Genomic DNA, 26,599 nt, shown 5'->3' with positions numbered 1-26,599 from the left:
ATGGCCGGAAACAGCATCGGGCAATTTTTTCGAGTAACGACCTTTGGCGAGTCCCACGGTCTGGCACTGGGCTGTATCGTTGACGGTGTGCCGCCAGGCATCCCGCTGACTGAAGCAGATATTCAGCATGACCTCGATCGCCGCCGTCCTGGCACGTCGCGCTATACCACGCAGCGCCGCGAGCCGGATCAGGTGAAAATTTTGTCCGGTGTCTTTGAGGGTGTGACCACCGGCACCTCGATCGGCCTTCTGATTGAGAACACCGATCAGCGCTCGCAGGATTACGGTGCCATCAAAGATCTCTTCCGTCCGGGCCATGCTGATTACACCTACGAGCAGAAATATGGTCAGCGCGACTATCGTGGCGGTGGCCGCTCATCGGCGCGTGAAACCGCGATGCGTGTGGCAGCTGGTGCGATTGCCAAGAAATATCTGCAGATGAAACACGGTGTCGTGGTACGTGGCTATCTGTCACAGATTGGTGATGTCGCCTGTGAGCTAAAAGACTGGAGCATCGTGGAGCAGAACCCGTTCTTCTGCCCGGATGCCGACAAGCTCGAGGCGCTGGATGAACTAATGCGCGGCCTGAAAAAAGAGGGCGACTCCATCGGTGCCAAAGTCACGGTTATGGCAGACAACGTGCCGCCAGGCCTGGGCGAGCCGGTCTTTGACCGACTGGACGCCGATCTGGCGCATGCGCTGATGAGCATCAATGCCGTGAAAGGCGTTGAAATCGGTGACGGCTTCGCGGTGGTGAACCAGCGCGGCAGTCAGCATCGTGACGAGATCCGCCACGATGGTTTCCAGAGCAACCACGCCGGCGGCATTCTGGGCGGCATCAGCAGCGGGCAGACCATCAGCGCTAATCTGGCGATGAAACCGACCTCCAGCATCACCGTGCCAGGTAAAACCATTACCCGCGACGGCGAAGAGGTGGAGATGATCACTAAAGGTCGCCACGATCCCTGCGTCGGGATCCGCGCTGTGCCGATCGCCGAGGCGATGATGGCGATCGTCCTGATGGATCATCTGCTGCGCCAGCGGGCGCAGAACGGTGACGTCAACAGCTCTGTACCGCGCTGGTGATGGCATGAAGGCTATTTTGCTTACGCTGAGTGCGCTGCTGATCAGCGCCTCCAGCCTAGCCGCAACGCCGTGGCAACAGATTCAGCAGCCGATCAGTGGCGCACCGCAGTCAATTGGTGGCTTCGCCAACGGCTGTATCGTCGGCGCACAGGCACTGCCGCTGAATTCACCGCACTATCAGGTGATGCGTCAGGATCAGCGGCGCTACTTCGGCCATCCCGATCTGATTCAGTTTATTCAGCGGCTCAGCACCCAGGTGCATAATCTGCAACTGGGTAACGTGCTGATTGGCGATATGGGCATGGCCGCAGGTGGGCGGTTCAGCAGCGGTCACGCCAGTCACCAGACCGGGCTGGATGTCGATATCTGGCTGCAACTGCCAAAAACACGCTGGAGCGCGCAGCAGCTGCTGAAGCCCCAGCCGCTGGATCTGGTCGGGCCGGGCGATAAGAATGTGAATGCGCGTCACTGGCAGCCGGAAATCGACAGCCTGATTAAACTGGCCGCAAAAGACGACGATGTTACGCGTATCTTCGTCAATCCGGCGATTAAAAAGCAGCTTTGTGCAGACGCGGGTAACGATCGCGACTGGCTGCGGAAAGTGCGCCCGTGGTTCGCGCATCGTGCCCACATGCATGTTCGGTTGCGCTGCCCGGCGGGCAGTATCGGCTGTGAAGATCAGCCCGCACCGCCGGCTGGCGATGGTTGTGGCGCCGAGTTGCAGAGCTGGTTCCTGCCGAAACAGCCTGGGTCAGGCGCACCGGTGAAACGTGAGCCGCCGCCATTACCGCCTGCCTGTCAGGCTCTGCTGGATAAACATCTACTGTAAGGGATTCCATGGAGTGGTTTGTTGTCAGCCCGCTACTGGTCGGGCTGCTGTTTTTAATCGCCATGCTGGCTGGTTTTATTGACTCCATCGCCGGTGGCGGGGGGTTACTGACGGTACCTTCACTGCTGGCAGCGGGCCTCTCTCCGGCGCAGGCGCTGGCGACCAATAAACTGCAATCGGTCGGCGGCTCGTTTTCCGCAAGCCTCTACTTTGTGCGGCGCGGTGCGGTCAATCTGAATGAGCAGTGGCTGAACATCGCCATGACGCTGCTGGGGTCCATTCTGGGCGCGATACTGATTCAGCGCCTGCAGGCTGACTTCCTGCGCCAGATGCTGCCGCTGTTTTTGATCGCGATTGGCCTGTGGTTCCTGCTGATGCCAAAACTGGGCGAAGTCGATCAGGCGCGCCGCCTGCATGGCCTGCCTTATGCGCTGGTGGGCGGCGGGGCAGTAGGATTTTATGACGGATTTTTCGGGCCGGGCGCAGGCTCGTTTTATGCGCTGGCTTTCGTTACCCTCTGCGGCTACAACCTGGCCAAAGCGACCGCGCATGCCAAGGTACTCAACTTCACCTCAAACATGGGCAGCCTGCTGTTCTTTATGTTCGGCGGCAAAGTGGTGTGGGGAACCGGTCTGATCATGATGCTCGGTGCCTTCTGTGGTGCGCGTCTGGGCGCACGGCTGGTGCTGAGCCGCGGACAGAAACTGATCCGCCCGATGGTGGTGATTGTTTCTGCCGTCATGAGCATTAAATTATTGTGGGATAGCCACGGCAGCGAAGTTATGGCCTGGCTTGCCACGCTGCATTCGTAACCTGAAACGCGATACCGTCATGAACCTGACCCATCATTATGAACAGCTGATCACGCTGTTTGATCGCTGCTTCAGCGATGAATTTCAGACCCGCCTGATTAAAGGCGACGATGAACCGATCTATCTTCCTGCTGATGCTGAGTCGCCGTGGAACCGTGTGGTCTTTGCCCACGGCTTTTACGCCAGCGCCCTGCATGAGATCTCTCACTGGTGCATTGCCGGTGAAGCACGCCGCAAACTGGTCGATTTTGGCTACTGGTACTGCCCGGATGGCCGCGATGCGCTGACCCAGAGTCAGTTTGAAGCGGTTGAAGTGAAGCCGCAGGCACTGGAGTGGATGTTTTGTATGGCGGCAGGCTTTCCCTTCAACGTGAGTTGTGACAATCTCGACGGAGATTGTGAGCCGGATCGCATTGCGTTCCAGCGTAAAGTGCATGCTCAGGTCATGAGCTATCTGACGTCGGGCATTCCCGACCGTCCCGCGCGTTTTATTACCGCTCTGGCGGAATTTTATGGCAGGCCTTCATTAACAGCGTCACAGTTTCCCTGGCCGGACGATCTGTGATGCAGGAAGGCATTATTAATAGAGGAATTGAGATGATCGCAGAATTTGAAGCGCGTATTCTGGCCCTGATTGACGACATGGTCGAGCATGCCAGTGACGATGAGCTGTTCGCCAGCGGTTATCTGCGTGGGCATCTGACACTGGCTGTGGCCGAAGTGGAGCAACTGGGCGAACATACGCCAGAAGCGCTGCAGATTCAGGTCTCCCGCAGCCTGCAAAATGCCATTGCTGCCGGAGAACTCTCACCGCGCGACCAGGCATTAGTGGTCGGAATGTGGGACAACCTGTTTGTTCAGGCACGCCAGCTCTCCGCATAACGTTGCAGGGCGGCGTGCCGCCCTCAGCATCGGCTAAACTGCTTTTCCCTTCAGTAATTTCCTCACCCAGTAACGATTCGGATTAAGCGCTGCCAGCGTACTCGCGTCCAGCGGCTGCGGCTCGCCCGTCAGCTGGGCTGCCAGCACTTCGGCTGCCAGCGGCGCACTGCACAGGCCGCGCGATCCCAGCGCACCAAACAGATACAGGCCCGCCAGATCGGGCGCATCAGCGATATCGTGACTTGCGGCCAGCTGAGCCGGTAAATCAGCGTACTGCAGAAGCGTAGCGTCATAATCCGGCACGCCGCCCACCATCGGCAGGTGATCCCGCGTGGCGCAGCGCACACCCATTCTCGCCTCGCCGCTACTGACATCCACGCTCTCTGCCCAGCGACGGTCAGGCAGGCAATCCAGCAGTCGGCTGCGGTTCTCCTGCTGATCCTCTTCCCGGTAATCCATTGCGGTTTCGCCACGATGATAGCTGGCACCAATACAGTGGGTGCCGAACTGCGGGCTGACGGGCGTCAGATAGCCGTCGTAACAGAGCACGGTCTGCAGCGCGTCGAGGCCCGGGGTTGACGGAACATGGCTCACCTGACCGGCCACCGGATAGGTCGGCAGCGGGGCGCTCTGCGCAACGTCGGCCATCGCATGTCCGTTAGCCAGCACCACCGTCGGATGACGGACCGCCGGGCGATCGCTGAACGTCAGCGTCCAGTGATCATCATCCCGTGAAAGGCTGCTCACCCTGTGCAGCCAGTGAATGCGTAAGCCCTGGGTTTCGCCATAAGCCAGCATCGCGCTGGTCAGCTCGGCCGGTGAGAGCCAGCCACCTTCAGGGTAGAAAATGCCGCTACAGCCATGGTCAACATTTGCCAGTTTCTCCGCCTCTGCGACATCCACGCCACGAGCGATGGATTCGGGCAAACCCATCGCCAGCATCTGATCAATCTTCTTACGGCTTTTCTCATCCCAGCCCAGTTGAAGCACGCCGCTCCAGTGATGCTCATAGGTGACGGTCAACTGATCGTAGAGCCGCCGGGCGAAGCTGAAGGCCGCCGGGAAAAAGGTGGCGAGCGCCGGGTCGTGCTGGTTGAGCAGCGGATAGAGCGCGCCCTGACGATTACCGGACGCGCCCAGCGCGGGGGCTTCGTCGGCACAGTAAAGGGTGACCCGCCAGCCGCGACGTAGCAGCGCCAGCGCTAAAGTGGCACTGGCGACGCCGCCGCCAATCAGGGCAATATCACGCTGCTCCGCAGATTGACGATGATACCAGGGCTGCGGGCTGGGTAACGGAGGCGCATCCTGCAATGGTCCGCACAGCATTTCGCGCTTCGGGCCAAATCCCTTGCGGCGGATGACGGTAAAGCCTGCCTCCTGCAGGCCGCGCCGGACGATGCCTGCGGCGGTAAAGGTTGCGAAGGTCCCTTGTGGACGCGCCAGCTTTGCCATCATGCCGAACAGTTCCGGCGTCCACATATCCGGGTTCTTCGACGGCGCGAAGCCATCCAGGAACCAGGCATCCACCTGACGATGCAGGCTCTCATCCAGCTCTCCCATCAGCTGGTTAATATCGCCGAGCCACAGGTCGAGCGTGATGCGTCCGCCGTCAAACAGCAGGCGCTGACAGCCGGGCAGGGCCGCAGGCCACTGCGCCTGCAGCGCTTCGGCCCAGGGAGCCAGTTCCGGCCAGTGCTGCTGCGCAGCAGCCAGGTCTTCACGGGTTAACGGAAATTTCTCAAAGCTGATGAAGTGCAGACGTTTTAACGTGGTATCGGGCTGTTCGCGCTGAAACGCATCGAACGCCTGCCACAGCGTCAGAAAGTTGAGGCCAGTGCCAAAACCGCTTTCCGCCACGATCAGCAGATCGCGCGGATGCGCTGCAAAACGCCCGGGAAAACCGTTGCCGCCAAGGAAGACATAGCGTGTCTCTTCCAGACCATTGTCATTAGAGAAATAGACGTCGCCAAACGCTCGGGAAACAGGTGTACCCTGTTCATTCCAGTTCAGCTGTGCATGTTCAACCGGGGTTAATTTCACGGTAAAGGCTCGTTTTTCAGGCAGTGGCGCGATTCTAACGACCCACGTGACATGACGCAAATTTACAAAAGGAAATAGCTGATCGGACTTGTTCGGCGTACAAGTGTACGCTAAAGTGCATGCCAATTAAGAAGAAGTGGATGAGGAAGATTGAATGAAACGTGCTGTGATTACTGGCTTAGGGATCGTTTCCAGTATTGGTAATAACCAGCAAGAGGTACTGTCATCTCTGCGTGAAGGACGCTCTGGCATCACCTTTTCTGAAGAGATGAAAGATTCCGGCATGCGTAGTCACGTCTGGGGTAACGTTAAATTAGATACCACCGGCCTCATCGATCGCAAAGTTGTGCGTTTTATGAGTGATGCGTCCATCTATGCTTATCTTTCCATGGAAGAAGCGATTAAAGATTCCGGCCTTACCACTGAAATGTATCAGAGCAACCCACGCGTGGGTCTGATTGCGGGTTCAGGCGGCGGTTCTCCACGCTTCCAGGTGTTTGGTGCGGATGCTATGCGCAGCCCACGCGGCCTGAAAGCGGTTGGCCCCTATGTGGTCACCAAAGCGATGGCCTCTGGCGTTTCTGCCTGCCTCGCCACGCCATTCAAAATTCATGGCGTAAACTACTCGATTAGCTCCGCCTGTGCCACCTCTGCGCACTGTATCGGTAATGCCGTTGAGCAGATTCAGCTCGGCAAACAGGATATCGTTTTTGCGGGCGGCGGCGAAGAGCTGTGCTGGGAAATGGCCTGTGAGTTCGACGCCATGGGCGCGCTCTCTACCCGTTACAACGACACGCCAGAGAAAGCGTCACGTACTTATGACAATGAGCGCGACGGCTTTGTTATCGCCGGTGGCGGCGGCATGGTGGTGGTTGAAGAGCTGGAGCATGCGCTGGCACGTGGTGCGCACATCTATGCCGAAATCGTTGGTTACGGCGCGACGTCAGACGGTGCAGATATGGTTGCCCCATCAGGTGAAGGCGCAGTGCGCTGCATGAAGATGGCGATGAACGGTGTCGATACGCCAATCGACTATCTGAACAGCCACGGAACCTCTACTCCGGTAGGTGATGTGAAAGAGCTGGGTGCGATTCGTGAAGTGTTTGGCGATAACACGCCTTACATTTCAGCGACTAAAGCGATGACCGGCCACTCACTGGGTGCCGCTGGTGTGCAGGAAGCGATCTACTCGCTGCTGATGCTGGAGCATGGTTTTATTGCGCCAAGCATCAACATCACCTCGCTGGATGCGGCTGCAACCGGTATGAACATCGTCACTGCGCCGATGGAAAAAGAGCTGACCACCGTGATGTCTAACAGCTTTGGTTTCGGCGGCACCAACGCCACCCTGACCATGCGTAAATATCAGGCATAATCATTACGTCAGTACGCTGAAGGGCCGGCTTGCCGGCCCTTTTTGTTTTTCAGCTCCTCTGCGTGACCTCGTTTACCCCTCGGTATTAAGCCTCCCGCTGCAGCAGCCGCAGCAAGGTATCGCATCCTGCCACAATCTCGTCAGGCGTCAGCGCGGCAAAGCCCAGTATCCAGCCTTGCTGCGACACTGATCCGGCATAGAGCGGACTGAGACGCGGCAGCAGCAAACCCTCTTGTGCCGCCAGCGCGGTTAAGCGCGCTTCATCCTTCTGCAATTTCACCGTCAGCTGTAATCCGCCGCCGCTGGCTATCGGCGTCATCCATGGCGAGAGCCGCTGCTCAATCTGCTCAAATAACCGATCGCGACGGCTGCGATAGAGCTGACGCATCAGCCGCAGATGGCTGGCGAAATGTCCCTGCTGCAGGAAGGCGGCAGTGACGGCCTGTGGCAGCAGGGCGCTGTGCCCATCGAGCACGCTGCGTGCCTGACCAATGGGCGTAATCAGCGCAGGCGGCACCACCATCCATGCCAGACGCAGAGAGGGAAAAAGCGACTTCGAGAAGGTGCCCAGCGTGATCACCCGCTGTTGGCGATCCAGTCCCTGCAGCGCAGGAACAGGCCGTTCGTCGTAATGAAACTCACTGTCGTAGTCATCTTCGATTAACCAGCACTGGTTGCGCTGCGCCCAGTCGAGCCATGCCAGACGCCGGGGCAGGCTGAGCGTGACGCCGGTTGGATAATGATGCGAGGGCGTCAGATACATCAGCTTCGGATTGCCGCTGGCAGGGATAGCACCTTCGGCATCGACCGCAATCCCGTGCACCTGTGCACCTGCGGCCATAAAGGCATTACGTGCTCCGGGATAGCCTGGTTCCTCCATCCATACCTCATCACCAGGATCGACGAACATCATCGCCAGCAACTGCAGCGCCTGTTGTGAACTGGTCAGAATGATGACCTGCCCCGGCTGGCACGTTACGCCTCGTGAGAGCGCCAGATAATCAGCGAGTGCGCTGCGCAACGGCAGATAGCCGCAGGGATCGCCGTATCCCATTGCCGCGCTGCCCAGTGAACGCTGCACGCTGTTGCTCAGGCGCCGCCAGGTATCGTGAGGAAAAGCGCGTAACTCCGGTGAACCGGCGGCGAATGCGTGCGGAAAAGGGGGATCCTGACAGCCGCCGGTTGCCAGCACCTGCTGGCCCCGCGCCGAAAAGCGGGCGGGCTGAGGCCGTACCGGTGCGGATAGGGGACTGGCAGGGATAACGATAGCGACAAAGGTGCCTCGGCCGGTTTCGCGTCGCAGGTAGCCCTCACTCTCCAGCTGGCCGTAGGCCGCTTCTACCGTCACACGAGACACCTGCAGATCCTGCGCCAGCTGCCGGCTGGAGGGTAATTGCTGACCGGCGTGCAGATGGTGAAGGTTGATCGCCAGCCGCAGGGTAGAGCATAGCCGCTCACGCACGCCGCCACTGGCCTGGTGCTGGAAAAGTTGTAACAGCGGTGAAGACATATGGGTCTTATCCCTGCTATGGAATGGGTATCAGTAAGCAGTCCACTTTGCCGTAAACTGCGACTTCACCACAACAGGAGAATCGCTATGTCATCGGTTTTACAGATTCCGGCCGCCACGCCGCAGCAAAGCCTCGATTATTTGCAGGCAAAACTCGCTTATTACACCGACGCCTGGGATCTGGCGGAAGATCTGGCTCGTCAGGCACCAGAAATTGTGGTGATCGATGCCCGTGCGCCGGAGGCTTATCGCGCCGGGCATATCTGCGGTGCGATAAGCTTTCCGCATCGCGGGATGGACGCCACCACGACGGCCAGACTCGATCGCAGCAAAGTGTTTGTCACCTATTGTGACGGCATTGGCTGTAACGGGTCGACGAAAGCGGCCTGGAAACTGGCATCGCTGGGATTTCAGGTGAAGGAGTTAATCGGCGGGCTGGATTTCTGGAAACGTGACGGTCATCCGCTGACCTGGGGTGATGCAGCGGGCGAATGGCCTGCCGCCGCGCCCATAGCATCCTGCGGCTGCTGACTCAGAGTACCAGCCAGAGTAAAAGGGTGATAACCACCAGTGCGACAAAGAATCCCAGCAGGGGACGCTGCGCCAGCGGCTGTATCGCGGGCGGCAGCGATGCAACAAACGGTGACCAGATCGGCTGAGGTTTAATCTCGCTGGGTGCCAGCGGCTGTTCGAGAAGTTTTTCTGCCCGGTCAGCGCGACGGCTGAACAGGAAGTTCAGCAGATCCTGCGTCTGTGCCGTAGTCAGAACCATCTGCGGCGTCGCCTGAAAACGCTGCTGGCTATAATCCTCCAGCTGCTGCCGTTCCTGCTGATCGAGCGGCTGCTTCAGGGACGCTTCCAGCAGTTGCAGCGTTGGTGCACTGTGCTGACTCAGCGTCTGACGTACCTGCAGGTATTGTGTCAGCAGCGGGAAGTGGCGTGAGGGGATCGGATCGCCGCTGGTCAGATTCACCAGTTTCAGCGCCGCCGACCACAGCTTACCGGTGGATTCGCCGGTGGCGGCGGCCAGGCGCACCACCTGCTGATTCAGGGTATGGTGCTCAGCAGGCAGCAGCGTGCGATCGCTGACGCGGATCTGCTGCGGCTGGGGAATCGTCATCTGGCCATTCTGCAGCATCGTCAGCACCTGGCGCAGCTGATCCTGGCTCAGCGCGCTCAGAACGGTCTGACCAAACTGCTGACGGATAAAATCGCTGACGGCCTGGCGGTTATTACCTTTCGGCAGCAGCTCGGTGAGCTGAGTCATCAGCTGGCGGGTGCCATGCCCGTTCTGCGCCTGTGTCAGGCGACTATTCAGATACTGTTCTGCCGCCGGAAAATGACGCGACTGTAACTCGGCTTCACTCTTTACACCCACTTCATGACGGACGCCCGCCCAGAGTTCAGGCGCTTTAAGATTGCTGAGCGATAAGATACGCACGATCAGGCGCTCTAGTGTCGTGCGCTGGGCAGGGGAGAGAGGTTGTTCGCCCGCCACAGAACCGTGACGGGGCACGCCGGTTTGCGGATTGACTGATGAACGATCGACCGGCGCACCGGGGCCGCTGAGAGGTTGCATGGCGGATTCCTTGGGAAAACAGAACAGCGTGGGGTGCGCCGGAAAACGAATAGGCCATGATAGCAAAACCCCCCGGGAAATCCCACGGGGGACTCGCGTTTCGGCGCGAGATTTACGCTTCAGTTGTGACCTCAGCCGCCTTTATTTACTACTACCTTCAGCTGCATCTTTACTCACCGCAGCCATCTTCCGTCATCCGCAGAGGGTGCGATTCAGGATGGTGGCTGAGTGACCGGTTTATGCCGGGTTAAAGGTGTACGCAGCCGCTGCGCCAGTATCACACCGCCCAGCGTCAGACCCCCGCCAATCCAGTGGTAACTGTGCAGTTGCTCATGCAGAAACAGCACGGCGATCAACGCGGTGAACAGCGGCGTCAGATTCATAAAAATGCTGGTAGTGCTGGCCCCCAGGCGCTGCACGCCGTGGATCCATAAAAAGGGCGCGATGATGGAGGCGAACAGTCCGGCAAATGCCACCAGTGGCAGGTTATGCCAGTTTAGCGACACGTCTGGTGCCAGTAAAAAGCCGGGCAGCAACAGCAGTACGCCAAATACGATCTGCACATAGAGACTCTGCCAGATTGGCAGTGGCAGCGCCCAGCGTTTCGTCAGGACGCCATACAGCGCATAAGAGGTGGAAGCGGCCAGCATCATCAGTTCACCTTTTCCCATGCCGTGATTCAGCAGTTGCATCACGTCACCCTCACTGACCAGCCACACCAGCCCGCAAAAAGAGATGACACTGCCGAGCAGGATACCGAGCGTTGGCGCAATTCGCAGGATAACCACGCTCAGCAGTACGGTGAGCAGCGGGATCAGCGCGCCGATAATGCCCATAAAGAGCGCGCTGACGCTGTGCGCCGCGTAATAGGCGAGGCTCTGATAGAGCACCATGCCGAGCAGCCCAAGGATCGCCAGCCGCCAGAGGTGCGGTCTGATGCTCTTACGCATGCGCCACACCCCAGGCAGCACAAAGGGGGTCAGCACCAGCAGCGCCAGCAGCCAGCGATAGAAGGAGATCGCTGCCGGATCGATCGCACTGGCCGACAGTTTGCTGACAATTGAGTTGATCGACCAGATCATCACCGCAAAGAGTGGGTACAGGAAAAACATGCTGACTCTCCATACATCATCACACGCCATTAATGAGGCGCAGTGTACGCTTGTCCGGATTTATCCAGATAGTTAATATCGGACAAAATGAGCGAATGAGCGGACAGAATGAGCCTGAAAGTGACCTACCAGCCGCCGGTGAATGCACCGCAGCTACGCTACTTTATGCGCTATGAACAGGCCAATGCCCGCACCGAATATCTGCCACATTCACATGCCTGGGGCCAGCTGATCATGGTGAAAAGCCACGTCCTGGAGATGCAGGTCGAGGGCGAGCGCTTGCTGACGCCGGCCGACATTCCGGTCTGGATCCCGCCAGGTCAGTTGCACAGTAGCTATAACCATCGTCAGGCGCAGTTCCGCACCTTTAATCTGGCGGCCTCGCTCTGCGCCGATTTACCCCGGCGCGCCTGTCTGATGCTGGTGGATCCCATTGCACACGCCATCATGGACGATTTCGCTGAGCAGCAAATCGAGCAACCTGCAACGGATGCGCAGTGGCGGCTGTGCGAGGTGTTGCGCGATCGCCTGCAGGTGGCGCAGGTGCAGGAGAGCTATCTGCCCACCTCGCAGGATAAATTTCTCGCACCGGTGTTACATGCACTGGAAGCGCATCCTGGCGATAACACCACGCTGGCTGGCTGGGCGGCGCGGGTCTTTACCACCGAACGGACGCTGGCGCGACGCTGCCAGCAGCATCTGCATATGACGTTTGGTGAGTGGCGGCAGCGCCTGCGGTTTCTGCGCGCTATCGTGCTGCTGGAGCAGGGAGAAAGCGTGCAGAGTATCGCCCATGAGCTGGGATACAGTTCCGCCTCGGCGCTGATTGTGATGTTCCAGCAACAGGCAGGCACCACGCCCGATCGCTACCGTGCGCGGTTAGGCTAACGCGTCGCTTTGTGCCAGAATAATTGCCTCACATGTAACAGACAGGAAAGCCGTGGTGAAAATTCTGGTCGATGAAAATATGCCTTATGCCCGTGAGTTATTCAGCCGCACCGGCGACGTGGTCGCGGTGCCTGGGCGTCCGCTGCCGGTGGCTCAACTGGCCGATGCTGATGGCCTGATGGTGCGCTCTGTCACCCAGGTGAATGAATCGCTGCTGGCTGGAAAGCCGGTGAAATTTGTCGGCACCGCGACAGCGGGCACCGATCATATCGACGAGAACTGGCTGCAGAAGGCGGGTATTGCGTTCTCTGCTGCCCCCGGCTGTAACGCCATCGCGGTGGTGGAATATGTTTTCTCTGCGCTGCTGCTGCTGGCGGAGCGCGATGGTTTTGAGCTGTGTGACCGCACAGTCGGCATTGTCGGCGTCGGTAACGTTGGCGGGCGGCTGCAGAAGCGGCTGGAAGCCTGGGGCATCAAAACCCTGCTGTGCGATCCGCCACGCGCCGATCGCGGTGACGAAGGTGATTTCCTGTCACTGGAGGCGGTGGCAGAGCAGGCAGATATTCTGACCTTCCACACGCCGCTGTTTAAAGACGGCCCCTACAAAAGCTGGCATCTGGCGGATGCAGCGCTGCTGATGGCGCTGAAGCCCAACACCATCCTGATCAACGCCTGTCGCGGCCCGGTCGTGGACAACGGCGCGCTGCTGGAGGTGCTGAAAATGCGCCACGACCTCAGCGTGGTGCTGGACGTCTGGGAGCCGGAGCCGGATCTCTCGCTGGCGCTGCTGGATAAGGTGGACATCGCCACGCCGCACATTGCGGGCTACACGCTGGAAGGCAAAGCACGCGGCACCACCCAGGTCTTTGAAGCCTGGTGTGACTTTATCGGTCAGCCGCAGGAGGTGCCGCTCAGCACCTTACTGCCGGAGCCGGAATTCAGTGAAATTACCCTGAATGGCCCGCTGGATCAGCCAACACTGAAACGCCTGGCGCATCTGGTGTATGATGTGCGCCGCGATGATGCCCCGCTACGTAAAGTGGCGGCGAAACCCGGTGAGTTTGATCGCCTGCGCAAGCAGTATCTGGAGCGCCGCGAATGGTCTTCGCTGCAGGTCAACTGTGATGACGCCTCAACGGCTGAGATGCTGAACCAGCTGGGCTTTAACGCAATCTACTCCCCGAAGTAACGGGCGCTGCAGGCATGGCACCGTTTTCTGCACTGAATCAGTCGGTGACCAGAAAACGCGCGTAATTCACGCCTGCCAGTGTGGCGGCAGGTTTCGGGGGGGATAAATCTGAATCCCTGGGCGGTGAATATCACCGCCTTCTGTTTTTATGTCATTGTCTGGAGTAAACCAACATGTCTGACGGCTGGAATATTGCGCTACTGGGCGCAACAGGCGCAGTAGGGAACGCTGTACTGGAACTGCTGGCGGAACGCCAGTTCCCGGTTGGTGAATTATATTTGCTGGCCAGCGAAAACAGCGCGGGCGAAATCAAGCGTTACGAGGGCCGCTCGGTGCGGGTCGACAATGCAGAGACGTTCGACTGGTCACAGGCGCAGCTGGCCTTTTTCGTGGCAGGCCGTGACGCCTCGGCACGTTTTGCCGATGAAGCGGCCAATGCGGGTTGTCTGGTGATCGACAGCAGTGAGCTGTTTGCGCTGGAACCTGATGTGCCGCTGGTGGTGCCGGATGTGAACCCGCAGGTGCTGGCCGATTATCGTAATCGCAACATCATCAGCGTGGCGGACAACCTGGTGAGCCAGCTGCTGACCGCAATTAAACCGCTGGTAGATGCTGCCGGGCTGAGCCGTTTACAGGTGACGAATCTGATCTCGGTTTCCAGCTACGGCAAAGTGGCGGTCGATGCGCTGGCGGGGGAAAGTGCCCGCCTGCTGAATGGTATTCCGGCTGATGAACATCACTTTGGTCGTCAGCTCGCGTTTAACCTGATGCCACAACAGGCCGACGCAGAAGGCAGCGTGGAAAGTGAACGCCGACTGATTGATCAGGTGCGCAAAGTCCTGCAGGACGAAGGCTTACCGATTGCGGTCAGCAGCGTTCAGGCCCCGGTGTTCTACGGTAATGCGCAGATTGTGCATATCGAAAATCTGCGCCCGCTCTCTGCGGAAGAAGCACGTGCCGAGCTGGCGCTGGCGTCAGATATTCGTCTGAGCGAAGAGGATGACGTGCCGACGCCGGTGACGGATGCTTCTGGCAACGGCGAACTGAGCATCGGCGCAGTGCGCAACGACTACGGTATTCCGGAGCTGCTGCAGTTCTGGTCAGTGGCGGACAACATTCGTTTTGGCGGCGCGCTGATGGCGGTGAAAACCGCTGAGAAACTGGTTCAGGAGTATCTTTAAGCATGTCCGATGGTCAGACGCAAAAACTGGCGCTCGGCATTGAGTATGACGGCAGTCGTTACTACGGCTGGCAGCGCCAGAATGAAGTCCGCAGCGTGCAGGAGAAGGTAGAGCGCGCGCTGTCGAAAGTCGCCGATCATCCGGTCAGCATTTTTTGCGCTGGCCGCACCGATGCGGGCGTGCACGGCACAGGGCAGGTGGTCCATTTCGAAACCACCTCGCAGCGGCCTGATGGTGCCTGGACACTGGGCGTCAACGCCAATCTGCCGGCAGATATTGCCGTGCGCTGGGTGAAAGCGGTGCCGGATGAGTTCCATGCCCGCTTCAGCGCCACGGCCCGACGCTATCGCTACCTGATCTACAATCAGCGTCTGCGTCCGGCGGTGCTGGCGCAGGGCGTGACGCACTTCTACCATCCACTGGATGCAGAGAAGATGCAGCGCGCCGGGCAATGTCTGTTAGGCGAGAATGATTTCACCTCATTCCGCGCGGTGCAGTGCCAGTCACGCACACCCTGGCGCAACGTGACTCACCTCAACGTGACGCGTCAGGGTCCCTACGTGATTGTGGATATTAAAGCCAACGCGTTTGTGCATCACATGGTGCGCAATATCGTGGGCAGCCTGATGGAGATAGGCTGCGGCAATAAGCCGGAGTCATGGATGGCAACGCTGCTGGCGGCGAAGGATCGGACATTAGCCGCAGCCACAGCCCGGGCAGAGGGGTTGTATCTGGTGGCGGTGGATTACCCATCCCACTTTGCCTTACCACAGCCGTTGATGGGACCGTTGTTCCTCGCGGATTAATTCACTTTCAGGACTTAAAAGGGCGCGCTATGGAGTTTCTCCATTTTCTGGTCGATTTTATTTTGCACATCGATGTGCATCTGGCCGAGCTGGTTGCACAGTACGGTATCTGGATTTACGCTATTTTGTTCCTGATTCTGTTCTGCGAAACCGGGCTGGTCGTGACGCCATTCCTTCCTGGCGATTCGCTGCTGTTTGTGGCGGGTGCATTGGCTGCACTGCCGGGTAACGATCTCAATGTGCATGTGATGGTGGCACTGTTAGTGGTGGCCGCGGTACTGGGCGATGCAGTGAACTACACCATTGGCCGCCTGTTTGGCGAGCGGTTGTTCAGTAACCCGAACTCGAAGATTTTCCGTCGCAGCCATCTGGATAAAACCCATGCGTTTTATGCCCGTCACGGCGGAAAAACCATTATCCTGGCGCGCTTTGTGCCGATTGTCCGCACGTTCGCGCCGTTTGTTGCCGGTATGGGACACATGTCCTATCGCCACTTCGCGCTGTTCAACGTGACCGGTGCGCTGTTATGGGTGCTGCTGTTCTCCTATGCCGGCTACCTGTTTGGCGATCTGCCGGTGGTGCAGGAAAACCTGAAGCTGCTGATTGTGGGCATTATCCTGGTCTCGATTCTGCCGGGTGTAATTGAAGTCTGGCGTCATCGCCGTCAGGCGAAGCAGCAGAAGCTGCCGTAAGGTTTCGCTCAGGGGTAAGACCAGATTTTTATCCACAGTCTGAACAGGTTGTGGTTTAATGAGCGACATTTACCGTCTGCTGAAGCGGTTTTCAGCAGTATCAAGACGACTGGACCAGGTCAGTTTTAAACAGAAAGGTCATCAATGAGCTGGATTGAACGCATTCTTAATAAAAGCACCACGACGCCAACGCGCAAAGCCAGCATCCCGGAAGGGGTCTGGACCAAGTGCGACAGCTGTGGCCAGGTTCTCTACCGCGCCGAGCTGGAGCGTAATCTTGAGGTTTGCCCGAAGTGTGACCACCACATGCGCATGCACGCGCGTGAGCGCCTCGGCAGTTTCCTCGATCAGGGAACGATGGTTGAGCTTGGCAGTGAACTTGAACCCAAAGATCTGCTGAAGTTTCGCGACTCCAAGAAGTACAAAGATCGTCTGGTCGCCGCACAGAAAGATACCGGCGAGAAAGATGCGCTGATCGTGATGAAAGGTCAGCTGCACAGTATGCCGGTGGTTGCGGCAGCTTTTGAATTTGCCTTTATGGGCGGTTCAATGGGCTCTGTCGTCGGTGCACGTTTTGTACGTGCAGTTGAGCAGGCGCTGGAAGATAACTGTCCGCTGATCTGCTTCTCCGCCAGCGGCGGTGCCCGTATGCAGGAAGCGCTGCAGTCGCTGATGCAGATGGCGAAAACCAGTGCGGCTCTGGCCAAAATGCGCGAGCGCGGTCTGCCCTACATTTCCGTGCTGACTGACCCGACCATGGGCGGTGTTTCGGCCAGTTTCGCCATGCTGGGTGACCTCAACATCGCGGAGCCTAAAGCGCTCATCGGCTTTGCCGGCCCACGCGTTATCGAGCAGACCGTGCGTGAAAAACTGCCGCCGGGCTTCCAGCGCAGTGAGTTCCTGATTGAGAAGGGCGCGATTGATATGATCATCCGCCGTCCGGAAATGCGCTACAAACTGGCAAGCCTGCTGGCTAAAATGATGAACCTGCCGGCACCGCTGCATGACGGTGAACCGTCCGCTCCCGCGACGACTGAATCGGAAAGCAACGAGGCCTGACAGGAGATAGAGAGGCGCGCCTGTCGCGCCTCTTACCAATGCACCGTATACCGCAGCACCAGTCTGCCAGGTATAAATAAGCAAAACGGGACATATGGACAATCTTCACCTTCCTCAAGCCACGTCGCCTTTGGCCACGTGGCTTTATTATCTTGAGCACCTGCATACTCAGACCATCGAACTGGGTCTGGACCGTATTCGTCAGGTAGCACTTCGTCTCGACCTGCTGAAACCCGCTCCGTTTGTCTTTACCGTGGCCGGTACTAATGGCAAAGGCACCACCTGTCGCACCCTGGAAACGCTGCTGATCGCTGCGGGTTACCGCGTTGGCGTCTACAGCTCGCCGCATCTGGTGCGTTATACCGAACGCGTCCGGGTCCAGGGCAAGGAGCTGAGTGAAGCGCAGCACTGCGCCAGCTTTGCGGAGATTGAAGCCGGACGGGCTGATATTTCGCTGACCTACTTCGAATTCGGCACGCTCTCCGCGCTGAATCTGTTCCGCCAGGCGCAACTGGATGTCGTGATCCTCGAAGTCGGCCTCGGCGGACGACTGGATGCCACCAACATTGTGGATGCCGATGTCGCCGTGGTCACCAGCATTGCGCTGGACCACACCGACTGGCTGGGCCCGGATCGCGAAAGCATTGGGCGTGAGAAAGCGGGTGTCTTCCGGGCAGGAAAACCTGCAGTCGTGGGTGAACCCGATATGCCACACAGCATCGCTGTGGTTGCGCAGGAAAAAGGCGCTCTATTGTTACAGCGCAATCGCGACTGGTCCTGGCATGCGCAGGCCGAAAGCTGGTCGCTGCGTGATGTGCAGGGCGAGCTGAACGATCTGCCGCTGCCTCAGGTGCCGCTGCCTAACGCGGCGACCGCGCTGGTGGCGCTGCGGGTCTCAGGGCTTGAGGTCAGTGAGATGCAGATTCGTGCCAGCCTGCCGCTGGCGATGCTGCCAGGGCGGTTCCAGACGATAAGTGAATCACCGCGCGTGATTCTGGATGTCGCTCATAACCCGCACGCGGCAGGTTATCTGGCGTCGCGTCTGGCGACGCTGCCGAAACGCGGCAAAGTACATGCCGTGGTAGGCATGTTGCATGATAAAGATATCGCCGGAATGCTCGCCGCATTGGCTCCAATGGTTGATGCCTGGTACTGTGCACCGCTTGACGGTCCGCGCGGTGCCAGTGCAGAGCAGCTGCTTGATGTGCTGCCGCAGGGCGAGGCCTTTAATTCGGTTGAACTCGCCTGGCAGCAGGCGCGCGAGCGGGCTGCGCCGCAGGACACTGTGCTGGTCTGTGGTTCATTCCACACGGTGGCACAGGTCATGGAATCGATTGAAACGGAGAAAGGACGTGGCAAGTAAGTTTCAGAACCGTTTAGTCGGCACCGTTATTCTGGTCGCCGTTGGCGTAATTGTGCTGCCAGGGCTGCTGGATGGTCAGAAAAAGCATTACAAAGAGGAGTTCGCCGCCATTCCGCTGGTGCCGAAACCTGACGATCAGCAGGACAGCGAAATGGTTTCGCCGGTAACCCAGTCGCTGCCCGCTCAGCCGCCGGAAGGCGCAGGCAGTGCCGTCAATAGCAGCAATGGCAATGGTAAAACCAGCGCCACGGCGGAGCAGGGACGGACGCAGCCGTATGAAGAGAGCGATCCTGTAGTGGTCTCGCCGCCGCCGGTTCATCAGTCTGTGCCTGCGCAGACGGTGACGAAGCCAAAAGTGGCAGATCAGCAGAAACCGAAGGCCACCGAGCAGCCTAAGCAGAAGCCGGTTGAACAGCAGAAACCAAAAGTCGTGGAGCAGCCTAAACCGAAGCCGGTTGAGCAACCGAAGCAGGAAGAAGCGCCAAAAGCGGCAGAGACCACGGCTCCGGCGGGGCAGGCTTATGTGGTGCAGTTAGGTGCGCTGAAGAACGCCAGCAAAGTAAATGAGATTGTCGCGCAGTTGCGGCTGTCGGGTTATCGCGCCTTTACCGTGCCGTCAACGCCGGTTCAGGGTCAGATTACCCGTATCTACGTTGGCCCTGATGCCTCGAAAGCTAAAATGCAAGGCGCGGTGGGTGAACTGAAAAGTATCTCAGGACTGGGCGGTGTCGTTAAGCCGTACAGCGCCCGTTAGCGCGGTGATTGGCGCTGCCGATAGCAGTAAAAGGCAGCGTCTTTTGCCGGGCAGGCAGTGCGCTTAACGCGCACTGCCGCATAAAATAGTGACGATTTTCAACGGCCTGTCCGGCTGAGAATCACCGGGGCGATTGCGGTTTTTTTCATCGCCTTTTTTATGGATGCAGAAAAAGAAAACCGCTACGCAAACGTTTTCTTTTTCTGTTAGAATGCGCCCCGAACTGGATGCAGGGGTGCAATTGCGCTGGCGCTGGAAGAGTTCATGATCTGGATTGATTACGTCATTATTGCGGTAGTTGGTTTTTCGGCTCTGGTCAGCCTGGTTCGTGGGTTTGTCCGGGAAGCCTTATCTCTGGTTACCTGGGGATGCGCGTTTTTTGTCGCCAGTCATTACTACGCCTACCTTGCAGTCTGGTTTACAGGTTTTGACGACGAACTGGTTCGTAACGGTATTGCCATCGGTGTGCTGTTTGTGGCGACCCTGATTGTGGGCGCCATTGTGAACTACGTTATCGGCACGCTGGTGGAAAAAACCGGCCTGTCGGGAACCGACCGGGTGTTGGGCGTCTGTTTCGGGGCGTTGCGTGGTGTGCTGATCGTAGCCGCTTTGCTGTTCTTCCTTGATACATTCACTGGCTTTTCCAAAAGTCCGGACTGGCAACAGTCTCAACTCATTCCCGAGTTCAGTTATATCATCAGGTGGTTCTTTGATTACCTGAAAAGCACGTCGAGTTTTTTACCCCGGTGATGTGACCGGGTGTGCGGCTAAATGAGGAAATGACAACATGTGCGGTATTGTCGGTATCACCGGTTTCATGCCGGTCAACCAGTCGATCTATGACGCGTTAACGGTGCTCCAGCACCGCGGGCAGGATGCCGCAGGCATTTGTACTATCGATGCGCTGAAATGTTTTCGCCTGCGAAAGGCAAACGGCCTGGTCAGCGACGTTTTCGAAGCACGCCACATGCAGCGACTGCAGGGCAACATGGGGATCGGTCACGCGCGTTATCCCACCGCGGGCAGCTCCAGTGCCTCTGAAGCGCAGCCATTCTATGTAAACTCCCCGTATGGCATCACCCTGGCGCACAACGGTAACCTGACCAACGCCCATGTGCTGCGTAAGCACCTGTTTGAAAAGGGTCGCCGTCACGTTAATACCACTTCAGATTCTGAAATCCTGCTGAATATCTTTGCGCAGGAGTTAGATCGTTTTCAAAACGATCCGCTGGAAGCTGACAACATTTTTGCTGCGGTGGCTGCGGTACATCAGCAGGTTCGCGGTGCCTACGCCGTCGTAGCGATGATTATCGGCCACGGCATGGTGGCCTTCCGCGACCCTAACGGCATCCGTCCGCTGGTGCTGGGCAAGCGCGTTATCGCCGATGGCCGCACCGAATATATGGTCGCCTCTGAGAGTGTCGCGCTGGATACGCTGGGCTTTGAATTCATCCGTGACGTTGCACCGGGTGAAGCGGTTTATGTCACTGAAGCCGGCCAGCTTTCGACCCGCCAGTGTGCTGAAAACCCGAAAAGCAATCCGTGCCTGTTCGAGTATGTCTACTTTGCGCGTCCGGACTCCTTCCTGGACAAAATCTCCGTCTACAGTGCCCGCGTCCGCATGGGCACCAAGCTGGGCGAGAAAATTGCCCGCGAATGGGAAGATCTGGATATTGATGTCGTGATTCCGATTCCGGAAACCTCCACCGATATCGCGCTGGAAATCGCCCGTATTCTCGACAAGCCTTATCGTCAGGGCTTCGTGAAAAACCGCTACGTTGGCCGTACCTTTATCATGCCGGGACAGCAGTTACGTCGCAGCGCGGTACGCCGTAAGCTCAACGCGAACCGCGCTGAATTCCGCGATAAAAACGTGCTGCTGGTGGATGACTCTATCGTGCGCGGTACGACTTCAGAGCAGATCATTGAGATGGCGCGTGAAGCGGGTGCAAAACGCGTTTACCTGGCCTCAGCGGCACCGGAAATTCGTTTCCCGAACGTCTACGGCATCGATATGCCGAGCGCCACGGAACTGATTGCGCACGGCCGCGAAGTGGAAGAGATTCGCCAGCTGATTAAAGCCGATGCACTGATTTTCCAGGATCTCGACGATCTGATCGAAGCGGTGCGTGAAGAGAATCCGGACATTGCACAATTTGAGTGCTCGGTATTCAACGGTATTTACGTGACGAAAGATGTCGACCAGCAGTATCTGGAGTATCTGGAGTCGCTGCGTAATGATGATGCCAAAGCGCTTCAGCGCCAGAATGAAGTCGAAAATCTTGAGCTGCACAACGAAGGCTGATACCCATCCATAGTCGGGCAGCATACAACAGGGCGGGAGCAATCCCGCCCTGTTTGTTTTCAGAAACCCGCTGGCCGCGTATGATGGCGCATTAGCTGACATAAGGTTGGAATATGAAACGACTCATCATTGGCATCTCTGGCGCAAGCGGGGTGATCTATGGCGTGCGCATGCTGCAGGTGTTGCAGCAGGTAGAAGAGGTAGAAACGCATCTGGTCATGAGCCAGGCGGCACGTCAGACGCTGGGGCTGGAGAGCGACTATTCGCTGCGTGATGTGCAGGCGCTGGCCGATGTGGTGCATGACGTGCGCGATATTGCAGCAAATATCTCGTCGGGATCGTTCAAAACGCTGGGCATGGCGATTTTACCCTGCTCGATGAAAACGCTTTCAGGCATTGTGCACAGCTACAGTGACTCATTGCTGACCCGTGCGGCTGATGTGGTATTAAAAGAGCAGCGTAAGCTGGTGTTGTGCGTACGCGAAACCCCGCTGCACGTCGGCCACCTGCGGATGATGACCACCGCGGCTGAACTGGGTGCCATTATCATGCCGCCCGTGCCGGCGTTTTATCATCGGCCTGAAACCATCGATCAGCTCATCGACCAGACCGTGAATCGGGTAATCGATCAGTTCGATATCGAATTACCGGAAGATCTCTTTATGCGCTGGCAGGGTGCATAAAGTTCCGCTGGCGCACTTATTTAGTGCATAAGCGCGCCTCGGATCACTCTTCGTGCATTTGACGCACCAAAAGTTAACAACGTCGCTTTTTCTCTTTTACTTCACTGCTATATTCCCCTCACAAACACAGCGTTTTCGCCTGTCTGTCATCACGTTAACGGCGTGGATAACTTGCAGAACTGGCATGAAACATGCAAATTACTTTGCGCAAACACATCACGAACCACATAACAAAAAGCACTTCACTTGAGGGTAATCTATGAAAAAGCGTGTTCTGGCTCTTTCCCTGATGCTGGGCTTAACCAGTGCTGCCAGCGTCTTCGCTGCAGTTCCGGGTTCAATCCGTATCGGCACAGATCCAACTTACCCACCGTTTGAGTCGAAAGACGCGCAAGGCAAGTTAGTGGGCTTCGATATCGACCTCGCTAACGAAATCTGTAAACGCATTCATACCCAATGTACCTACGTTGAAAGCGACTTTGATGCGCTGATCCCTTCCCTGAAAGCGAAGAAAATTGATGCCATCATCTCCTCACTTTCCATCACAGCAAAACGTCAGGAAGAGATCGCCTTCTCGGAAAAACTTTACGCCGCTAACGCGCGTTTAGTCGCACCAAAGGGATCGAAAATTCAGCCGACTATTGAGTCACTGAAAGGCAAAAACATCGGCCTGCTGCAGGGCACCACGCAGGAAACCTATGCCAATCAGAACTGGCGGCCAAAAGGGGTTAACGTCACCCCTTATGCTAACCAGGATCTGGTGTATCAGGATCTGAACGCCGGTCGTATTGATGCAGCCTTCCAGGATGAAGTGCAGGCCAGCGAAGGTTTCCTGAAACAGCCAGTCGGTAAAAACTACGCTTTCGCGGGTCCGGCGGTTAAAGATGACAAAATCTTTGGCGTCGGAACCGGGATGGGACTGCGTAAAGATGACAGCGAACTGAAAGCCGCCATCGACAAAGCCTTTGCTGACATGCGTAAAGATGGCACCTACGACAAGATTGCGAAGAAATACTTCGATTTCAATGTGTACGGCGACTAACCATCCTGTCGCTTTACCCTCTGTGTCCGTTTTACCGGGACTGAGCCGGTTCTGCCTGGTGCAGAAACCGGAGCCGACCCGCTAATGGCGAATGGCATCTGCAACGGAGAGGTAAAGCTAAACTGCCCGTCTCGCTGGCGGGCAGCGTTTCGTTTTCACCCCACGACAGGACCCTCTCAATGCTGTATGGCTATTCTGATGTAATTCTTCGGGGCACGCTGGTGACGCTGGAGCTGGCGCTCACTTCCGTCGTGCTGGCAGTGCTGCTGGGCCTGATTGGCGCAGGCGCGAAACTGTCGCGCAGCCGGCCACTGGCGATGATTTTTGAAGGCTACACCACGCTGATTCGTGGCGTGCCAGACCTCGTACTGATGCTGCTGATCTTCTACGGTCTGCAGATTGTCCTCAACCAGGTGACCGACGCACTGGGCATGGCGCAGTTTGATATCGACCCGATGGTCGCCGGTATCATCACGCTTGGCTTTATTTATGGTGCCTATTTCACCGAAACATTCCGCGGCGCCTTTATGGCGGTGCCAAAAGGGCAGATTGAAGCGGCCACTGCGTTTGGCTTTACCGGCGCGCAGGTGTTCCGCCGCATTCTGTTTCCGGCCATGATGCGCTATGCGCTGCCGGGCATCGGAAATAACTGGCAGGTGATCCTGAAAGCCACCGCGCTGGTTTCGCTGCTGGGACTGGAAGATGTGGTGAAGGCGACGCAGCTGGCGGGGAAAAGTACCTGGCAGCCGTTCTACTTCGCCATCGTCGCCGGTGTGATCTATCTGGTGTTTACCACGCTGTCGAACGGCGTGTTGTGGTGGCTGAACCGTCGCTATACGGTCGGAGTGAAGAGGGCGAGTTATGATTGAGATTATTCAGGAATACTGGAAATCGCTGCTCTGGACGGACGGTTACCGTTTTACCGGTGTGGCGATCACCCTGTGGCTGTTAATTCTCTCAGTCACTATTGGTGGCTGTCTGGCCATTCTGCTGGCGATAGCCCGGGTCTCGCCAAACCGGTTTATCAGCTTTCCGGTCTGGCTCTTTACCTACGTATTTCGCGGCACGCCGCTCTATGTGCAGCTGCTGGTCTTCTACTCCGGCATGTATACGCTGGAAATTGTCAAAGGCACAGAACTGCTGAACGCCTTTTTCCGCAGCGGCCTGAACTGTACGCTGCTCGCCTTTACGCTCAATACCTGCGCTTACACCACGGAAATCTTTGCGGGTGCGATTCGCTCGGTACCCCACGGTGAGATTGAGGCAGCGCGGGCTTACGGCTTCTCCACCTTCAAACTCTATCGCTGCATTATCCTGCCTTCCGCGCTGCGTACGGCTCTGCCGGTCTACAGCAACGAGGTGATCCTGATGCTGCACTCCACGGCATTAGCCTTCACCGCCACGGTGCCGGATCTGCTGAAAGTGGCACGAGATATTAACTCAGCAACTTATCAGCCGTTTACCGCCTTTGGTCTGGCAGCAGTGTTGTACCTGATTATCTCTTACGTGTTAATCAGCCTGTTCCGCCTGGCGGAACGTCGCTGGCTGGCCCACGTGAAACCCTCTTCATCGCATTGAGTAGAACTATGGCTGACAATAAATTAAGCGTCACCGAATTGCATAAACGTTACGGTGAACATGAAGTGCTGAAAGGGGTCTCGTTAACTGCGAAAGCGGGCGATGTGATCAGTATCATTGGATCGTCCGGTTCAGGGAAAAGTACCTTTTTACGCTGCATCAACTTCCTCGAAAAACCGAGTGAAGGCACCATCGTGGTCAATAACCAACACATCACGCTGGTCCGTGACAAAGATGGTCAGCTGAAAGTCGCTGACAAAGAGCAGTTGCGCGCATTGCGCACCAGTCTGACTATGGTGTTCCAGCATTTCAATCTCTGGAGCCACATGACGGTGCTGGAAAACGTCATGGAAGCGCCGATTCAGGTGCTGGGGCTGAGCAAAGCGGAGGCGCGTGAGCGGGCCATCCGCTACCTCGATAAAGTGGGCATTGATGCGCGGGCGCAGGCGAAGTATCCGGTGCACCTCTCCGGGGGTCAGCAGCAGCGTGTGTCGATTGCGCGCGCACTGGCGATGGAGCCGGAGGTGTTGCTGTTTGATGAGCCGACCTCGGCGCTGGATCCGGAACTGGTCGGTGAAGTGCTGCGCATCATGCAAAAGCTGGCGGAAGAAGGCAAAACGATGGTGGTGGTAACGCATGAGATGGAGTTTGCCCGCCATGTCTCAAACCACGTAATTTTCCTGCATCAGGGTAAAATCGAAGAGCAGGGGCCACCTTCGGAGGTGTTCGGCAGCCCGAAAAGCCCGCGTTTACAGCAGTTCCTCAAGGGATCGCTGAAGTAATCCAGCGCCCGCGTCTGACAGGCGCGGGCGTCAGGTTAATGCTTCACCACATCCTGCAACGCCTGTTGCAGATCGTACCAGCGGAAGCTAAAACCTGAGGCTTCCAGCCGCTTTGGCAGCACATGCTGTCCTCCCAGCACCAGCACCGACGATTCGCCCATCATCAGTTTAATGGCGCTGGCTGGCGTGCGCATAAAGGCCGGGCGGTGCATAACCTGGCCCAGCGTGGCGGCAAACTGCTCATTGCGCACGGCGTAAGGCGCGACCATATTGAACGGACCACGCAGATCATCATGATCCAGCAGCCAGATAATGGCGTTAAGCATGTCATCAAGGTGGATCCACGGCATATATTGCTTGCCACTGCCGATAGGCCCGCCGATGCCGAGCTTAAAGGGCAACTTCATTTTGCTGAGTGCGCCACCTTCGGGGGCCAGCACCACGCCGGTCCGCAGCAGGCAGACGCGGGTGCGCTCACTTTCTGCTGCAAGCGCCAGCTGCTCCCAGCGGGCGCAGAGCTGATGCGTAAACTCATCCTGCCCCTGATCCTCTTCAGTCAGCACCACATCGCCGGTATTGCCATAAAAGCCGGTTGCCGAACCTGAGATCAATACAGAGGGCGGCGTAGCGCTGGAATTGATCAGTGAGGCGATCTGCTCAGTGATCTGCCAGCGGCTTTCGCACAGATGCTGTTTATGCGGCTCCGTCCAGCGCTTGTCGGCGATGGGTTCTCCCGCCAGATTAATCACCGCATCGATGTTATCCAGATTCGACTGTTGCGCCAGGCCTGACCAGAGTGCGACGTTCTCGCCCAGTTTTTCACGCGCGCTGACCACATCACGTGTCACCACGCTAATCTGATGCCCCAGCTGCTGCAGGCGCGGGATCAGGTGACGGCCAATCAGTCCCGTGCCACCGGTAATTAGAATGTGCATGTTGCGGCTCCCTTGATGTTTTTGTTATTTGCACTTTTCAGCATAGAAGAGTCGAGCCATTCCAGAGTGAGTCGCGTCGCGCTTTCTGCTTCCGGTGACAGAGATCGGAGCAGCTCA

General features: G+C 57.5%; 27 protein-coding genes. 22 read left to right on the top strand and 5 right to left on the bottom strand.

The features are described from left to right. From aroC to FA92_RS12330, 5 genes are read left to right on the top strand one after another with little or no spacing between them, the layout of a single operon-like run. Nucleotides 1–1,086 (top strand): chorismate synthase, encoded by a 1,086-nt coding sequence (gene aroC, locus FA92_RS12350; protein WP_033783750.1) that lies wholly within the window; start codon nt 1–3, stop codon nt 1,084–1,086. 4 nt (nt 1,087–1,090) lie between these two features. Then, complete coding sequence (gene mepA, locus FA92_RS12345) at nt 1,091–1,915, top strand: penicillin-insensitive murein endopeptidase (protein ID WP_033783749.1); 825 nt, start codon at nt 1,091–1,093, stop codon at nt 1,913–1,915. 8 nt (nt 1,916–1,923) lie between these two features. After that, nucleotides 1,924–2,727, top strand: a complete 804-nt coding sequence (locus FA92_RS12340; RefSeq protein ID WP_013358606.1) for a sulfite exporter TauE/SafE family protein — start codon at nt 1,924–1,926, stop codon at nt 2,725–2,727. Between the two features lie 19 nt (nt 2,728–2,746). Beyond that, on the top strand, nt 2,747–3,292 hold the full coding sequence (locus FA92_RS12335) for an elongation factor P hydroxylase (RefSeq protein WP_033783748.1): 546 nt from the start codon (nt 2,747–2,749) through the stop codon (nt 3,290–3,292). Between the two features lie 32 nt (nt 3,293–3,324). Then, nucleotides 3,325–3,609 (top strand): YfcL family protein, encoded by a 285-nt coding sequence (locus FA92_RS12330; protein ID WP_003854283.1) that lies wholly within the window; start codon nt 3,325–3,327, stop codon nt 3,607–3,609. 33 nt (nt 3,610–3,642) lie between these two features. Here the strand turns inward: FA92_RS12330 and mnmC are convergent, their stop codons facing one another. Beyond that, entirely contained in the window at nt 3,643–5,649 is a 2,007-nt protein-coding gene (mnmC, locus tag FA92_RS12325) for a bifunctional tRNA (5-methylaminomethyl-2-thiouridine)(34)-methyltransferase MnmD/FAD-dependent 5-carboxymethylaminomethyl-2-thiouridine(34) oxidoreductase MnmC (RefSeq protein ID WP_033783747.1), read from the bottom strand. A gap of 154 nt (nt 5,650–5,803) precedes the next feature. On the opposite strand from mnmC, the gene fabB reads away from it, so the two are divergent. Continuing rightward, nucleotides 5,804–7,024 carry a beta-ketoacyl-ACP synthase I gene (gene fabB, locus FA92_RS12320; protein ID WP_033783746.1) on the top strand — a complete coding sequence of 407 codons (1,221 nt, stop codon included), beginning with the start codon at nt 5,804–5,806 and terminating at the stop codon, nt 7,022–7,024. Between the two features lie 85 nt (nt 7,025–7,109). Here fabB and FA92_RS12315 read toward each other — a convergent pair whose 3' ends face one another. After that, nucleotides 7,110–8,534, bottom strand: a complete 1,425-nt coding sequence (locus FA92_RS12315; RefSeq protein WP_033783745.1) for a PLP-dependent aminotransferase family protein — start codon at nt 8,532–8,534, stop codon at nt 7,110–7,112. Nucleotides 8,535–8,621: 87 nt separating this feature from the next. Here FA92_RS12315 and FA92_RS12310 point away from each other — a divergent pair, with 87 nt between their 5' ends. After that, nucleotides 8,622–9,065, top strand: coding sequence for a rhodanese-like domain-containing protein (locus FA92_RS12310; RefSeq protein WP_033783744.1), 444 nt, complete (start codon nt 8,622–8,624; stop codon nt 9,063–9,065). Nucleotide 9,066: 1 nt separating this feature from the next. Here FA92_RS12310 and flk read toward each other — a convergent pair whose 3' ends face one another. Then, entirely contained in the window at nt 9,067–10,113 is a 1,047-nt protein-coding gene (gene flk, locus FA92_RS12305) for a flagella biosynthesis regulator Flk (protein ID WP_033733397.1), read from the bottom strand. A 212-nt stretch (nt 10,114–10,325) separates the two neighbouring features. Then, on the bottom strand, nt 10,326–11,225 hold the full coding sequence (locus FA92_RS12300) for a DMT family transporter (protein ID WP_033783743.1): 900 nt from the start codon (nt 11,223–11,225) through the stop codon (nt 10,326–10,328). 108 nt (nt 11,226–11,333) lie between these two features. On the opposite strand from FA92_RS12300, the gene FA92_RS12295 reads away from it, so the two are divergent. The 15 genes from FA92_RS12295 (at nt 11,334) to hisP (ending at nt 25,547) form a co-directional block, all read left to right on the top strand. Then, complete coding sequence (locus tag FA92_RS12295; RefSeq protein ID WP_013358598.1) at nt 11,334–12,113, top strand: helix-turn-helix transcriptional regulator; 780 nt, start codon at nt 11,334–11,336, stop codon at nt 12,111–12,113. 55 nt (nt 12,114–12,168) lie between these two features. After that, a complete protein-coding gene (gene pdxB / locus FA92_RS12290) occupies nt 12,169–13,302 on the top strand; it encodes a 4-phosphoerythronate dehydrogenase PdxB (RefSeq protein WP_033783741.1) in 1,134 nt (377 codons plus the stop codon). Nucleotides 13,303–13,475: 173 nt separating this feature from the next. Next, nucleotides 13,476–14,483, top strand: a complete 1,008-nt coding sequence (locus FA92_RS12285) for an aspartate-semialdehyde dehydrogenase (RefSeq protein ID WP_013358595.1) — start codon at nt 13,476–13,478, stop codon at nt 14,481–14,483. Between the two features lie 2 nt (nt 14,484–14,485). Further along, on the top strand, nt 14,486–15,289 hold the full coding sequence (gene truA / locus FA92_RS12280) for a tRNA pseudouridine(38-40) synthase TruA (protein ID WP_033783740.1): 804 nt from the start codon (nt 14,486–14,488) through the stop codon (nt 15,287–15,289). A 29-nt stretch (nt 15,290–15,318) separates the two neighbouring features. After that, entirely contained in the window at nt 15,319–15,981 is a 663-nt protein-coding gene (locus FA92_RS12275; protein ID WP_033783739.1) for a DedA family protein, read from the top strand. A gap of 144 nt (nt 15,982–16,125) precedes the next feature. Beyond that, on the top strand, nt 16,126–17,040 hold the full coding sequence (gene accD, locus FA92_RS12270; protein ID WP_013358592.1) for an acetyl-CoA carboxylase, carboxyltransferase subunit beta: 915 nt from the start codon (nt 16,126–16,128) through the stop codon (nt 17,038–17,040). 94 nt (nt 17,041–17,134) lie between these two features. After that, nucleotides 17,135–18,403, top strand: coding sequence for a bifunctional tetrahydrofolate synthase/dihydrofolate synthase (gene folC / locus FA92_RS12265; RefSeq protein WP_033783738.1), 1,269 nt, complete (start codon nt 17,135–17,137; stop codon nt 18,401–18,403). Further along, on the top strand, nt 18,393–19,157 hold the full coding sequence (dedD, locus tag FA92_RS12260) for a cell division protein DedD (RefSeq protein ID WP_033783737.1): 765 nt from the start codon (nt 18,393–18,395) through the stop codon (nt 19,155–19,157). The genes folC and dedD overlap by 11 nt, the downstream gene beginning before the upstream one ends. A 264-nt stretch (nt 19,158–19,421) precedes the next feature. Then, complete coding sequence (cvpA, locus tag FA92_RS12255; RefSeq protein WP_003854265.1) at nt 19,422–19,907, top strand: colicin V production protein; 486 nt, start codon at nt 19,422–19,424, stop codon at nt 19,905–19,907. 37 nt (nt 19,908–19,944) lie between these two features. Continuing rightward, nucleotides 19,945–21,462 carry an amidophosphoribosyltransferase gene (gene purF, locus FA92_RS12250; protein ID WP_013358590.1) on the top strand — a complete coding sequence of 506 codons (1,518 nt, stop codon included), beginning with the start codon at nt 19,945–19,947 and terminating at the stop codon, nt 21,460–21,462. A gap of 113 nt (nt 21,463–21,575) precedes the next feature. After that, the gene (locus tag FA92_RS12245) at nt 21,576–22,145 is read left to right on the top strand and encodes a UbiX family flavin prenyltransferase (RefSeq protein WP_013358589.1); all 570 of its coding nucleotides are present in this window, start codon (nt 21,576–21,578) and stop codon (nt 22,143–22,145) included. 259 nt (nt 22,146–22,404) lie between these two features. After that, on the top strand, nt 22,405–23,187 hold the full coding sequence (argT, locus tag FA92_RS12240) for a lysine/arginine/ornithine ABC transporter substrate-binding protein ArgT (protein ID WP_033733385.1): 783 nt from the start codon (nt 22,405–22,407) through the stop codon (nt 23,185–23,187). Between the two features lie 179 nt (nt 23,188–23,366). Then, nucleotides 23,367–24,056: a histidine ABC transporter permease HisQ gene (locus FA92_RS12235; protein WP_033733384.1), complete on the top strand. Its 690-nt coding sequence runs from the start codon at nt 23,367–23,369 to the stop codon at nt 24,054–24,056. Beyond that, the gene (locus FA92_RS12230; protein ID WP_013358586.1) at nt 24,049–24,765 is read left to right on the top strand and encodes an ABC transporter permease; all 717 of its coding nucleotides are present in this window, start codon (nt 24,049–24,051) and stop codon (nt 24,763–24,765) included. Before FA92_RS12235 ends, FA92_RS12230 begins: the two co-directional genes overlap by 8 nt. An 8-nt stretch (nt 24,766–24,773) precedes the next feature. Then, nucleotides 24,774–25,547, top strand: a complete 774-nt coding sequence (hisP, locus tag FA92_RS12225; protein ID WP_013358585.1) for a histidine ABC transporter ATP-binding protein HisP — start codon at nt 24,774–24,776, stop codon at nt 25,545–25,547. A gap of 35 nt (nt 25,548–25,582) precedes the next feature. On the opposite strand, the gene FA92_RS12220 is transcribed toward hisP, so the two are convergent. Then, on the bottom strand, nt 25,583–26,482 hold the full coding sequence (locus tag FA92_RS12220; protein ID WP_033783736.1) for a TIGR01777 family oxidoreductase: 900 nt from the start codon (nt 26,480–26,482) through the stop codon (nt 25,583–25,585). Nucleotides 26,483–26,599 lie beyond the last annotated feature (117 nt).

The organism is Pantoea sp. 9140 (genome assembly GCF_000745295.1).
Taxonomy (GTDB): Bacteria; Pseudomonadota; Gammaproteobacteria; order Enterobacterales; family Enterobacteriaceae; genus Pantoea; species Pantoea vagans.
The sequence above is the reverse complement of the archived record's forward strand: the minus strand, read 5'-3'. Positions and strand labels throughout refer to the sequence as shown.